The following is a 14,017-nucleotide window of genomic DNA, read 5'->3' as shown; positions in this document are numbered from 1 at the left end:
GAGTAATCCTTCTTTAAACAGCCGTCATCGAGGTTGATGGGTATGATAAATTATTTATCGTTACCATTTGTACCGCGTGATTAATCACGTTCATAGTTATATTGGTGTCTTGAATGTATTCATTATCAAGTTGAATCCACATTTGACCGGCGGTTTGAATTGAAATTTTTTTCCCATGGACAACAGCGCAATTTCTCGGGCGTTTCCCTTTGGAATATTTTCTCATGGATGAAAGCGTCCCCATGGGGTGGGAAGGTTTAATTAACGCGATATCCAATACACCATCATCAGGGCTTGCCCCTGAAACGCCAGTCATTTTTCCATCATGATACGGGCTATTCGCGACATGGATTAAGCAGTATTGCCCAGAATAATCCGCGTCATCAATAGTTATCTTATATTCCCGCGCGGCGACATTTTTATCAAATGCGCCAAATAACGTGTTAAAGTAAGATGAAAGTTTTGAGAAAGCAATAAAGCTGCCTTTGTTCATGTTTGACTTTAAATCTTTTATTCTTTTTAATATGGCGGAATTCATTCCTATGTAACAGGAATTTAAAGCATAATTTACCCCCCATCTGATTATGTCTGTTTGAAGAGCTTTTCCTTTAACAAGAGACGGAATATCCCTAAAGGATTCAATATTGCTTTCACCGAAAATATGTAAAAAATCATAAGACTCCCCATGAGGAACGGCTGCAAGCTGCATATTTTGAAAATGAGCGACGCCATTCAAGCAGTCAAAGAGAATTTCTTCTCCGCCTATCGCATAAACCCTGATGATGTCGTCCGGTTTTGCCTTTTCCGCTTCATCTTGAATTATGGTTATAGCGTTTCTTCTGTAACGTGAAAATTGTATGGAGAAATTAGGGGCTTCTTGTGTTCTAAAAAATTGCCCTATGTTGTCCAAAATATTGTCCATTTTCCATTGCTGGCCGTAGAAAGCTTTTGGATCAAACACGAAAACATGCTTCATTATGCCCTCTCCCTATTATTTTTCAGCATCAAGTTCAATAGCCACCATTAGGTGAAAAATATCATTTTCAAACGCTTTGTGCGGAATACAAAGAATACGCGTCTGCTTGCTGGGCCACGCGATTGAATGTTCCTTTCCCTTGATAATTGTAGGAATTGAAATTACAATCCTGTCTCCGTTTGGCACTTTTGGTTTTATGTTTCCGGCAATGATGTTATTTATTTCGCCAATTACGTCAATTACATCGGCATCAAGTTCCGAATGTTCCGAACCCGTTAACAAGTCGGTTAATTTTATCGCTAAATCAGCCTTCATTGAAACTATAACAGCGCCTTTAACCACGCCGGATAGGCCTATTACCGCAGAAATGTCCCATTCAAAATTTTTGTCAGGATCCAGAAAATGCGGATGCCTTGGGCTTACTTCAACACCTACAAATTCTTTGAAAGTGCTGACCGTAACTTCTACAAAAGGTTCTACATAATTTTGTAATTCTACTGTCATATTTTACATCCTGAATAAATGTAGTTTCGACAATTTTTGCTTGAACAGATCAAGCTTAATTGGTTTAGTAATATAATCAGTGGCTCCATGTTTTAACGCTTCTATAACGTTAAATTTGGCAGCCTCACTGGTTACCATGATAATAGGCAAATCTTTGAATTGCTCCATCGCTCTAACTTGTTTTAGAAAATCAATTCCGGATAATCTTGGCATATTCCAGTCAAGCAGAATTAAATCGACTGTTTGCGTTTCCAATAACGCTAGGGCTTCCTCACCATCTTTTGCCTCGATAAAGTTACAAGTTGATTCAACTCCTGAGAAAACGCCTTTTACAGTATTTCTCATAATTCTGGAGTCATCAACTATCATAATTGTCACACCGCCGGGCATAACACCTCCTTATAATTAATTGGAGATAAGCGACATTCAAAATAGCTTATCATTACAGTATCCGCCAAATTAAAAGTAGATACCTATTTTTAAATGATACTATATATTTATCGTAAAAACAATGTCTTTTATGCACTTTTTTTTACATTTTTCTTTGTATTTCCATTCTCCATGACACAGTCCAATTCCATTTTTCGGGAAAATCCGGAGAAGACATCTTAAAACTCAATCTGCCCATTTTAGAACGAATGGCTGTACTAAAGGAAAGCTCCCATTTTTCGTCTTTTTCCGGGAAAAAGGCGCATCCGGCCTTTGATCTGAACTGAAAAACCCCTGCCGACCATAAAAATTCACAATTTATATCGGCTGTTTCCCATGACCAATCTTTATCCAATACGGGATATGGTGATATATCGACATTTGCCCCTGCCAGCCCCTTAACCGAGCCTGAAAAATTAATCCCAAGTGGGTTTTTTATGCCTATTTGCCGCATATTCAGTGAAATTCCAATGTTTCCCGAGAAACTATCATTGATTTTTAACGGATTAGACGCGTTTCTGTCCATAGACAGGGAAATACGCGTCAGGCGGAGCGTATTATTGCGTATTGCAGAAGAAGAGGGGAACCGCCAATAAAAACCGGAGGAACTGCGGTTAAAATCCTCGCCAAAAGCCAGTCCCCGTAATACGGTGTTTATTTTGATTAGGGAACTGTTTTTGCCTTTCCATTCAATTTTTGCCGCGCTCCTGAAACCTTCCCCGTGGTTTACGCCGTCTCTGTATACAAACCTATCCCCCGCGCCGTCTGCCGATAATGAAATTAATAACGGTCTTGACTTTTGCCCAAAAGGTAAAGACGGCGAATAGGAAATGCCCAGATTGGCATAAATATCCTTTCCTACGGCAAAAGTTTCTGATACGGCAAAATCTGAGCTTACGGAAAAATCCGGGTTTGTAAAGAGAAGCCCTGCGGCAAAGAGACTGAATTCCCGTTCCGGTAAAGGCGGCTTATCAGAGAACCATGCGCTTGGTTTTGAAGACTGAAGCGTTTTACCGGTGTAAAAAGTTTCCAGCAATAAGTTATTGGTTCTTTTAAAAGTAAAATCCAATCCGCCTGAAAACGCCGGCGTAAACTCGTCAACTTCCGACTGTGCGCTGATAAAAGTCCTTAAATTTACATCAGGAAAAAGTTGAAATAAAGGACTTGACAAATACAGATACGCCTCGTCTTCCTTTGTAGAAGAAGCAGTCGTTTTTAAATCCGCAATAATAGGCTTGTGATTTTCAGCATAGGCCGGCGAGCGGATCCACGGGTTACGGATTCTTGCGGGCAGTCCCCACTCATCAATCGTCCCATAAAGCAACCTTGATCCTGTTGTTTTGTGATACAAGCCTCCCGTATAATTGGTGACTCCTTTATCAGGCTCCCCCCAGGGCGGCTCCAATGAAAAGTCCAATGGGTGCCTATCCAGAACCTGAGCGCGTAATGCAAGATCAGGCTGGAGAAACTGCAATTTAATTTCCCCCCTATTACCAAGTGTCCCCGACAAAGCCGGTTCGTCCTGAAATGTGAAGTTTTTTTCTTCCCAAGAGCCGCTCCAGAGAAGACCCAAATTAAGAACCGGCGCGGGTTCCGCCGCGAGAACAACTGTGCCGCACAAAAGAACGGCAGCCAAAACAGATAAATTTTTCATACCTATATATGGCGTACAGATGCGTGGCGCTTGACTGTTTTTTAAAAAATTTTCGAAAATATTTCACACTCGAAGAATGGGGAGTGGGGAGTAGGGAGTGGGGTTTTTGTTCGTTATCTTATTGTGAAGCTCACGCATAGCCTGCGGACAAGAACCCCTGATCTCTATCTTTCTACTACGCATATATTTGTAGTAAATCTTTGCTCTCTAGGTTCGCTCCTTGTTCGTGTGGTTCGTGGTTAAATTCTTTGGCTATTATGCCTCTTTGTTCAACTCCCCGCGTTCTTGTAGATCGGAGAGTATTTGTTTGTAGAATTTACTGTCGATTTTGTACTTCATGCGGTAGATTAGGTAGCTTCCTAAAAAGCAAAAAAGTGGGAAAATTAGCATGGCGACTTTCATCATTAAAAGGCCCGATGGCGTAACTTCGTCTGCTGAATTGGCATCTTTAATTCCTGAGATAATTATCACTACGGAAACAACCCCGCTGCCTACCGCGCCGCCTAATTTGTTGATAAGCGGCTGGATGGAGAAAGTGATGCTGTCGTTGCGTTTGCCGAGTTTCCAGTGTCCGTAGTCAACAGAGTCGGCTAGGAACATAACCATTAAAAGCTGGATAAACGATTGCCCAAAGAAAATTAAAACGCCGGCAATGCCGATGAATAACATTGTTGAAACAGGAGCGAAGAAAAAGAGCAGATAACCCGCCGTCATCGAAATAATCGCGCCGGTATAGAGAGTTTTACGGTCGAACTTTTTGCTGAAAAACTGGAAAGTTGCAAGGGCTGATAATTGCGATACGCCTAAAACTGCCGAGAAGATTGAAAACATCCCTTCATCACCGTAAGCGTATTTGAAAAAATACAGTCCAAAACTGGTAGTTGTCATATAACCAATCATAAACAGCGAAAGGGCAATCATCGTAAAAAATAACTGGTCGTTTTTAACTATGATGTTTACTAATTCACGTAACGGCGTATTTTGTTTTTTATCCGCGACAATACCCGTCTCCTTTACTCCGAAAATTGTTACGCACATTCCAAGAGACATAAAAACCGATACGCAAATCGCAAAAACAAAATAGCCTTTTTGCATAGAACCAAATTTTACTCCAAGGGAAGTCGTAAGCGGCACAATTGCGACAACTACAAAAAACAAACCGATATTCGCGAAAATACGGGCAAGCGCCCCTATTTTTTCCCGTTCTTTTTGATCGACGCTTAAACTGGGAAGCATTGACCAATATGAAATGTCGTGGATCGTGTAACAGATACCCCACATAAAGTAGATAATCGCGAAAGCAACGATGTACGCGTTGCCCTGAAGTCCAAGGTTGGTAAAGAGAAGAATGGTAAATATTGGGGAAGTTATCGCGCCTATTGTTATCCACATTTTAAATTTACCCCAGCGCGTGTGCGTATTATCGACGATAAGCCCCATGAAAGGATCGTTAAAAGCGTCAAAGATACGGGCGGCAAGAATAATTCCAGCTACCCACCACATTGTACTTGTCGGCAGATCAATTACATCGGTAAGGTAGAACATAAGGAACATGCTGACTATGCCGTAAACCATGTCCCTGCCGATTGTCCCCAAACCGAAAGTTATCCGGTTGCGAATATTAGTTTTTTGCATAATAATATATTATATCATTAAAATATTATTTTGAATAGAGGATTATTTATGTGGTGGAAAGACAGAGTTATTTATCAAATTTATCCTAGGAGTTTTCAGGATTCTCCAAAGACGCAGTTTCCAAACGACGGAATCGGCGATATTCCGGGAATAATTTCAAGGCTGGACGAGATCAAAGAACTGGGCGTGGGCATAATCTGGCTTTCGCCCGTGTATAAATCCCCCGATGCCGATAACGGTTACGACATCAGCGATTATTACAATATAAACCCCAAATTCGGGACGATGGCGGACATGGAGAAGCTTTTCGCGGAAGCAAAAAAAAGAGACATAAAAATTATTATGGATCTTGTTATAAACCATACTTCCGATGAGCATGAGTGGTTTCAAAAAAGCAGAGATATTAAAAGCCCCTACCGTGATTACTATATCTGGCGCCCCGGTAAAAAAGTTTCCGATAAAAAAACCGGCAAGCAAGGACGGGAACTTCCGCCAAACAATTGGACAGGTTTTTTTCTGGGCAGCGCGTGGGAGTACGATGAAAAAAGCGGCGAATATTATCTTCATCTTTTTGATAAAAAACAGCCCGATCTAAATTACAAGAACCCAAAAGTTATAGAAGAAGTAAAAAAAATTCTTCGTTTTTGGTTGGACAAAGGAGCCGCAGGGTTCCGTTGCGATGTTATCAATATAATTTACAAAACAAGCCTTGATGACGGAAAAAAAACCGTAGCGATTCAAGGATTGGAGCATTACAAGTCGCAGGAAGGCTGCCATGCCGTGTTACGCGAACTAAGGCGCGACGTATTGGACAAGTACGATTGCTTTACGGTAGGTGAAACTGTTTTTGTCGATTTGCCGGACGCGAAACTTCTATGCGATGAAAGCCGAAAAGAGTTAAATATGCTTTTCTTTTTTGATCATCTGGAAGTTGACCGCCGCATTGTAAAGTATATACTGAAAAAATTCCGCGCCCGTAAATTGCTGGAAGTAATGTCAAAGTGGCAGCAGGGACTTGATTGGTGCGCCCTATATCTTGAAAACCACGATCAAACACGTACTGTCTCTCACTTTGGCGCTTTGAGAAAATGCCGCCTGACCAATGAGGGAGATTTGAAAAAAAAGTCGGGAGAGTACTGGCGGCGAAGCGCGAAGATGCTCGCTCTTTTTGAACTGACATTGCGCGGCACTCCCTTTATTTATCAGGGGCAGGAAATCGGCATGACCAATTTTGATTTTAAGAGTATTGACGAACTCAACGACGTGGAAAGCAAAAACATGGACAATTTGTTGAAAAAGAAATTCGTTCCCAAATGGCTGCGTTGGAATTGGATTAAAACAGGTTCAAGAGACAACAACCGCACTCCAATGCAATGGGATAACAGCGAAAACGCCGGTTTCAGCAAAGGAACCCCTTGGCTTGGTATAAACAAGAATTACAAGTATATTAACTACGCTTCGCAAAAAAATGATCCCGACTCAATATTGTCTTTTTACAAAAAATTAATCGTCTTACGCAAACAAACCAAGTGCCTTGTCTACGGAGACTTCCATCCCGTTTATTCCAATGATCGCATAATGATCTATCAGCGCAAACTCAATGAAGAGACATACACGGTAGCGCTTAACTTTTCTTTTAATAAAGTTAAACCGCCAAGAAAGTTCGCGAGTCTATTATTGGGAACGCAGATTATTTCCGCGTCAGGTGAAAAATATGAAGACTCACTGCTACCATGGGACGGGGTATTGGTGAAGAATTAATCCCCAATGGTGATTTACCACGAACAGGAAGAAGTGGTTAGTAATTAGTAGATAGTGATTAGTGTTATTGTTAGTAAACTAAGCTTGTTTCCAATACTCTTAGCTTACTAACATACAAACTATCTACTATCCACTAACTACTCCTTTGGTTGTTTTAGATTCATCAACCTTAAAATGACAATCAGTACCACGCCGACAACCGCAAGAGCACCGAGGGCGATAAATTGTAATTCTTGCCCATTGATTTTTTTGATCACAATTGGGAACAACAGCGCAGAGAGCATAAAGCCCACCATGACCGCGCCGTAATTAGAACCGATGTTTTTAATGCCGAAATTTCCCGAAGTAAGAACGGGATACAGTCCCGAATAGCCGCCGTAACAGAACGCTACTACCGCGATGATCACTATCAGCAGAATCCCGTTGGCGAAACAAAGCCCAAACGCGCCGAGCGCGGTTGCGGCAAGAATGATGATGTCAGCCATTTCACGCCCGATTTTATCGGACATAAGCGGCGCGCCAAGTCTGCCAAGCGCGTTGGCTATGCCTGTGAACATGACAATTCCGGTTGCGAAAGACGCAAGCCCTCTGTTCTCCGCTAATTCTTTAAGACTGGGAAGGATGATGAAAAATACCGAAGTGCCAAACATGAGCGATAGCGCAATTAAATAGAAGCGCGGTGTTTTAATCATTTCCAAAGTCGTGTATTGCTTGCCTTTCAAGACAGGCGCGGCGGCGTTTGGCACTTGCTCCGGCGTTTTAATAAAATTGAATAATAAGAGAACTGCCACCGCGAAACCTCCGGCTAAAATTAAAAACGTATACTTCACGTCAAGCTTACTGATTAATGTTGTAACAAGTGGCGCGAAGATAACTGTCGAAACTCCAAACGCGCAGACGCTTATGCCTGTCGCAAAGCCTCGGTTTTGCGGGAACCATTTTTGCGCACAGGAAATGTTCGCGTTATATCCCGCGCCCACGCCAAAGCCGCCGATAATTCCGTAGAAAAGATAGATAAGAAAAACGGGCGCTTTTCCGTCCCCCGGAATCAGCGCGGTAGCCAGCATACCAACTGCGACCATTAACCCGCCAATCAAGGTTGTGATTTTTACGCCGATTTTCACTTGCGCCTTTCCCCCAACCAATATGCCTATGACAAAAAAGCAAAGCATAAATGAAGACGTAAGTTTTACGCCATCAATAGTCCATCCGTAAAAACCGCTGACCGGTCTTACAAATACGCTCCATACATAAATTATTCCCAAGAACAACTGTAAAATACTTCCCATTATGAGAACCTTCAAACCCTGTTTGTTTTCTGTGATTGACGACATAATTTTCTCCTTGTATTTGATTTGTTTTTAGTATATAGGAAAGCGGTGGAAATTGCTATGGGGTAAAGGGGGGTGATGGGTGGGGGTATGCAACAATAAAACGGCAAAAAACAAGGGAAATGACTTCGGTATAAACATCGGTTTAAATTTCGGTATAAACTTCGGTATAAATGGGGGAGAAGTGAGTGAGGTTGCCATTGTTTTTTAGCCTATTTCATGATATAATTTTTTATGCCCAAAAAAATCAATAATGATCAGCTCAGTACTCTTGTTTCATTGTTTTCTGCAAACATTACTCAGTACAAAGGTAGTCAATACGATGAGTCCAATACCCGTACTGATTTTATTGACAAATTTTTTACCTTGCTAAATTGGGACATTGCAAATAATCAAGGTTTTTCAGAAAGTTATCGCGAAGTGGTACGAGAAGATAAGGTAAATATAGATGGCTCAAAAAAAGCGCCAGATTACAGTTTTCGTATTGGCGGAGTACGAAAATTTTTTGTAGAAGCAAAAAAACCTTCAGTAAATATTAAAGATAACGTCGAACCGGCTTATCAAGTACGCCGTTATGCCTATACTGCAAAACTTCCTCTGTCGATTTTGACGAACTTTGCCGAATTTGCCGTGTATGATACACGGATCAAGCCTGATAAGAATGATAAGGCAGGCACAGCCCGTATTTTTTACTGTACCTTTAATGAATACGGACAACATTTTGATTTTATTAACAGTACTTTCTCAAAAGACGCTATTTTAAAAGGAAGTTTTGATAAGTACATTGAAGAAAATAAAAACAAGAAAGGTACATCAGAAGTTGATACAGAAATTTTGGCTGTTATTGAAGAATGGCGCGTGGAACTGGCAAAAAACATTGCCAAGAATAATCCTGATCTTTCAGTGTATGATCTTAATACCGTAGTTCAAAAAATTATCGATCGTATTATATTTCTACGAATTGCCGAAGATAAAGGCATCGAAGACGAAAACTTGTTACTTTCGGTTGCCAAAAGTCAGAATATTTACGAAAAACTTATTCATCTTTTTGTCAAAGCAAATACCAAATATAATTCCGGTCTTTTTGCCGAAATTGATTGGATCGACAAGGTTAGTATTGAAGACAAGGTATTGTCTCATATCATCGTAAATTTGTATTACCCTGAATGTCCCTACGAATTTTCGGTACTGCCTGTTGAGATTCTCGGAAGTATTTACGAGCGTTTTCTTGGCAAGACGATTCGGTTACGCACAGTTAAAGGTGATACACATACCGCCATAATCGAAGAAAAGCCTGAAGTTAAGAAAGCAGGGGGCGTTTATTATACTCCGCAGTACATTGTCGATTACATCGTGCAAAACACAGTTGGCGAAAAAATCAAAAATAAAACACCTCAGGAAATTTCAAGTATAAGAATTGTTGATCCTGCCTGCGGTTCAGGATCGTTTCTTGTGGAAGCGTATCAGTATTTACTAGATTATCATCTTGATTATTACACGCAAGCCAAGAACGTAAAAGCTGCCCTAAAGGGCGAGAGTATTTACGAAGTGGCTTTTCAGACATATAGACTAACGATAGAAGAAAAACAGCGAATTCTTACCAGTGCCATTTACGGCGTTGATATTGATAATCAAGCGGTGGAAGTAACCAAACTGTCATTGTATTTAAAACTTCTGGAAAATGAGGGAAAAGAAGCCGAAGGATGGCTTTTTAAGTATTCTGATAAAACACTCTTGCCTTCACTTGAAAATAATATTAAATGTGGTAACAGCCTTATCGGGACAGATTTTAACGCCCAACCAAATCTTGAACTGACTGATGATGACAGAATTAAGGTAAATTGTTTTGATTGGAATGGGAAAGACGGATTTGTAGAAATATTTAACAATGGCGGTTTTGATGTAGTGATTGGTAATCCGCCGTATGTACTTGTTCAAACAATTGATGATAAATCTCAATTTACTTATCTATTGAAAAATTACGATTCGGCAACTTACAAAATTGATACTTATCAAGTTTTTATTGAAAAAGCATTAAAATTATCAAAAACTGGAGGTCTTGTTGGCTTTATTACTCCCAATACATTTTTGCGAAATAAACATTCGGTAAATATACGTTCTATTATTTTAAAACAATCAAGTATTAAGAAAATACGCCTTTTTTATTATTCTGTTTTTTATGGAGCAAGTGTTGACACATTAATTATTTGTATGGAAAAAACTAATCTTGAAAGCAAGAAAAATACAGTTGAAATAACAAAATTCTTAAAACCAGACAGCGAACCTCAAATAATATATTTTTCACAAGATGCATGGTTAGAAAATAATAATTTTGAAATTGAAATAATTGAAAATACTAAAAATATTGAAGTTATAAAAAAAATACAGTCGAAATCAATATCTTTTGGTTCATTTGGGACAGCATACTTTGGTATTCAGACTCATGATAGAGAAAAATATGTCTCTACAACCAAGAAAACAAAAGATTGGAAAGCGGTGATTGATGGGAAAAACATTCATAATTACTTTTTTGATGCTCCTGTTGAATATGTTAGTTGTGAAAAGAAAGCTATCAAGAGCGGCGGTAATGATGATGTCTATAATACAGAAAGAATTTGTACACGCCAAATTGGTGAAACACCAATAGCTACAATTATACCGAGTGGAGTATATACATTAAATACGATTTACAATCTCTATTTTAATAAGGAAACAAATTATTCCTTAAAGTTTATTTTAGGAATTATGTTATCATCTACATTTAAATTTTATTGGAAATTAAAACATTTTGATGAGAAAAAGACTTTTCCTAAAATAAAAAAAGATGCTCTAATAGGGATGCCCATTCCAATTCTTGATTTTTCCATAAAAACAGATAAAACCAAACACGATAATCTGGTATCCCTTGTAGACAAAATGTTGGAACTCAAACAAAAAGAAGCTACTGAAAAGAACCAGCAATTAAAAACGATGATTTCTCGGCAAATTGAAGGTGTGAACAAAGCGATTGATTCGGCGGTTTATGGGTTGTATAATTTAACAGAAGATGAGATTAAGGTGGTGGAGGGATAAATGAGTAATAATTTTATTATTATAACAGGAGCAGGAATTTCCAATTTATTTGGTTTACCATTAACATCAGGATTTACATCACTTATAAAGGATAGTTCAAAATATCAAATGAATGGATTATTATCCAACTATTTGGGTAATGGAATATCCGATATTGAAAAAGTTATGTTTACATTAGAAGAATTTCTTGATGATGAAAATAACAACTTACAAAAACATATTTTAGAAGCTCAAGAATATTTTCCTTCTATATCATCATCAACATCGGGGCATGTTAATAACATAATATATAATACATATAAAAATATTAAAGAGAATGCGTACAGATATTTATTATCTTTGAAGACAGGTATTTATAATACTCTTGACAATAATAATATTGATATTGAAAAGGCATGTACACTTTATATTAATATTTTATCAATAATGAAAAAAAAATATCCAGATTCGAAAATTTCCATTTTTACAACTAATTACGATTTATCATTTGAAAATGTTTGCCGCAGAGAAAAGGGGCGATTTAAAAAAGTTGGTATAGATACAGATGCAATAAATTATGGATTTATACCACAAAGTGATATATTTGTTTTTAATCCAAAATATAACGATATTGAAAGAAAACCTCTTGAATATTATAAATTACATGGTTCTTTAGATTGGCATTATGATGATTTGAATAATTGTACGAAATCTGGTGCTAATGCTTATCCTTCTAATCCTGAAAAAATGCCAATCTTGTATCCAGGTGTAAAGGGAAGACCAAAAAAAGAACCTTTTATAAGTTTACACAATATTTTCTTTGAACGATTACAGACAGTAGATATGGTCATTGTTCTAGGTTTTGCTTTTAGAGATCCTTATATAAATGATTTGATAAAAATCAGTAAAATGACGAATAAGAAATTTAAAATGTTATATTTTAATCCAAATAAGATTGAAGAGCTACCTCAAGAATCAGGAATACATGATTTTAAAAACATTTTCAAGGATGATTTACAATATGTTACTTCTAAGATAGAAGTAAGTGGCGATCCTTTGAACGATTATCTAAACTAATGTAAGTAACCATGCCCCTATACCACGGTAGCGATCAAATTAATAAAGCCCTCGAACTTCGCTCCTCAACAAGAACTCTCGACTTTGGAGCGGACTTCTACACATATTCAGATTAAATTGAGGATACAAATGGTTGACACTCAATTCAAGGCGATGTTGGAAATACTAATTCATCTCGTTATATTTGAATTGTTATATTTCTCGTTCTTATACAATAAAATGGAAACAGAGAACACCAAGTTATGGCATTTAAGTCAGTCGACTTTGGCAAACTTATTGAATAAGTAAACAAGTAATATAATCTGATACCGTATAATATTTTCCTCTCATGTCAATTACCTATAATCAATAATCTCCTGCTCAACGCCCATGCCTGTTTCCTCAATTCGCCGTAAAAGTCCTGCCAGTTCGGGGCTACCCTTTATTTCTTCCCTTATTTTCTCTATTTGGCGTAACGTAGGTTTGGTAAGCGGTCGCGCCCACGCTTGGTATTGGTCAAAAGTAGCGGCATCCATCCGTACCGGAACAACAGGCTTTTTAGCCAACTCCTGAACATGTTGCAAAATAAGAATCCCGTCTGGATCAAGGTCTCCGGCATGGTAAAAAGAAAAACCTGAATCTGCTAATGTCTTTACAAGAGCGGCGGCGGCGCGGTTTGAGTAACCGCCTATGTAAAGGAAACAATCATAATGGGAAAGGTCTTTGCCTTCATTGTGTTTTTGCGGACTACCAAGAGCATAAAAAGTTTCTTTGTTTTCAATTGTCAGTACGGTTTTTTCTTTTTCCTCTGACACAAGCTGTATTGCCTCAATCGCTTCCGCGCTCTCAAGCGGAAAGCCGAGGATATGACCTTCGGCGTTTACAAGAGGCGGTTCTTGATTTTTAAATTGAATAATAATTTTTCCCGCGATCATGGTTTCGGGATAGGAGCGTTCAAGAAAAGAAAGATCGGGAATAGAGACGGTTTTTTGAATGCGGGATAAAAGCGGATTGCAAAGAGATAGAAGGTTCTCCAGACGTTTTGAATCATGGTAAAGCAAAATTGAAAGAGCACGGGTTGTTAATTTTTCCCGATGAGCGGGCTCGGAACAGAATTCCAAAAGACGGATAAATTCTTCCATAGTGTGTTGATCAAGACCCTGCCCGATTTCACGAGGACTGAAGCGCAGGGAAAGAAATTCCAGAAGGGCGATTATTTTTTCTGTTTGAACAGCGTCTTTGTCCGGCAGTGTTGATTCTTTAATTGCTCGAACCTTTTCACCTAACATGGTTCTGATTTTTTCCGCTTCGGTCTTAGGGTACGGTCTTCCGGCTTCTTCAAAAAGTTGTTCAAAGTTTTCACAGCTTAAAGTTTTTAAACGCTCGCCCTTGTTACGCTTTTCCCAGTTAAGATTTATTATTCCTTTCCGTTGCAGGGATTCTGCGGCTTCCAGATAAGATTCTTTTTCATCAGAACGACTCGTATCAAAATTTGGGAAAAGCAAAGAGGAACGCACGCGCAGGATGTTTCGATTCTCTTCTGTTTCCGAAGCGGAATCAAAATAATGACTGATAAACTCATCAATAATCTTTTTTTCCCAACTTGTCATTTTTCTTACC

General features: G+C 38.8%; 10 protein-coding genes. 3 read left to right on the top strand and 7 right to left on the bottom strand.

Annotated features, from left to right (window positions below):
• Nucleotides 1–13 precede the first annotated feature (13 nt).
• From ACYVRH_RS16975 to ACYVRH_RS16955, 5 genes are all read right to left on the bottom strand, one after another.
• Nucleotides 14–976, bottom strand: coding sequence for a diacylglycerol/lipid kinase family protein (locus tag ACYVRH_RS16975; RefSeq protein ID WP_461258026.1), 963 nt, complete (start codon nucleotides 974–976; stop codon nucleotides 14–16).
• A 15-nt stretch (nucleotides 977–991) separates the two neighbouring features.
• Nucleotides 992–1,480 (bottom strand): chemotaxis protein CheX, encoded by a 489-nt coding sequence (locus tag ACYVRH_RS16970; protein WP_461258025.1) that lies wholly within the window; start codon nucleotides 1,478–1,480, stop codon nucleotides 992–994.
• Nucleotides 1,481–1,483: 3 nt separating this feature from the next.
• A complete protein-coding gene (locus ACYVRH_RS16965) occupies nucleotides 1,484–1,870 on the bottom strand; it encodes a response regulator (RefSeq protein WP_461258024.1) in 387 nt (128 codons plus the stop codon).
• Nucleotides 1,871–2,012: 142 nt separating this feature from the next.
• The gene (locus ACYVRH_RS16960) at nucleotides 2,013–3,563 is read right to left on the bottom strand and encodes a hypothetical protein (RefSeq protein WP_461258023.1); all 1,551 of its coding nucleotides are present in this window, start codon (nucleotides 3,561–3,563) and stop codon (nucleotides 2,013–2,015) included.
• A gap of 255 nt (nucleotides 3,564–3,818) precedes the next feature.
• A complete protein-coding gene (locus ACYVRH_RS16955; protein ID WP_461258022.1) occupies nucleotides 3,819–5,198 on the bottom strand; it encodes a glycoside-pentoside-hexuronide (GPH):cation symporter in 1,380 nt (459 codons plus the stop codon).
• Nucleotides 5,199–5,246: 48 nt separating this feature from the next.
• Between ACYVRH_RS16955 and ACYVRH_RS16950 the strand changes: the two genes are divergently transcribed.
• Nucleotides 5,247–6,959 carry an alpha-glucosidase gene (locus ACYVRH_RS16950; protein WP_461258021.1) on the top strand — a complete coding sequence of 571 codons (1,713 nt, stop codon included), beginning with the start codon at nucleotides 5,247–5,249 and terminating at the stop codon, nucleotides 6,957–6,959.
• A gap of 137 nt (nucleotides 6,960–7,096) precedes the next feature.
• On the opposite strand, the gene ACYVRH_RS16945 is transcribed toward ACYVRH_RS16950, so the two are convergent.
• Nucleotides 7,097–8,293: an MFS transporter gene (locus ACYVRH_RS16945; RefSeq protein WP_461258020.1), complete on the bottom strand. Its 1,197-nt coding sequence runs from the start codon at nucleotides 8,291–8,293 to the stop codon at nucleotides 7,097–7,099.
• Between the two features lie 231 nt (nucleotides 8,294–8,524).
• Between ACYVRH_RS16945 and ACYVRH_RS16940 the strand changes: the two genes are divergently transcribed.
• Together ACYVRH_RS16940 and ACYVRH_RS16935 are read left to right on the top strand one after the other, a co-directional pair.
• A complete protein-coding gene (locus ACYVRH_RS16940) occupies nucleotides 8,525–11,362 on the top strand; it encodes an Eco57I restriction-modification methylase domain-containing protein (protein WP_461258019.1) in 2,838 nt (945 codons plus the stop codon).
• Nucleotides 11,363–12,418 carry an SIR2 family protein gene (locus ACYVRH_RS16935; RefSeq protein WP_461258018.1) on the top strand — a complete coding sequence of 352 codons (1,056 nt, stop codon included), beginning with the start codon at nucleotides 11,363–11,365 and terminating at the stop codon, nucleotides 12,416–12,418.
• Nucleotides 12,419–12,753: 335 nt separating this feature from the next.
• Here ACYVRH_RS16935 and ACYVRH_RS16930 read toward each other — a convergent pair whose 3' ends face one another.
• Nucleotides 12,754–14,007 carry a Wadjet anti-phage system protein JetD domain-containing protein gene (locus ACYVRH_RS16930; protein WP_461258017.1) on the bottom strand — a complete coding sequence of 418 codons (1,254 nt, stop codon included), beginning with the start codon at nucleotides 14,005–14,007 and terminating at the stop codon, nucleotides 12,754–12,756.
• Between the last annotated feature and the right edge of the window lie 10 nt (nucleotides 14,008–14,017).

It is taken from the genome of Treponema sp. R80B11-R83G3 (assembly GCF_054786115.1).
Note: the sequence above shows the minus strand (reverse complement) of the source record. Positions and strands in the feature narration are given on the sequence as shown.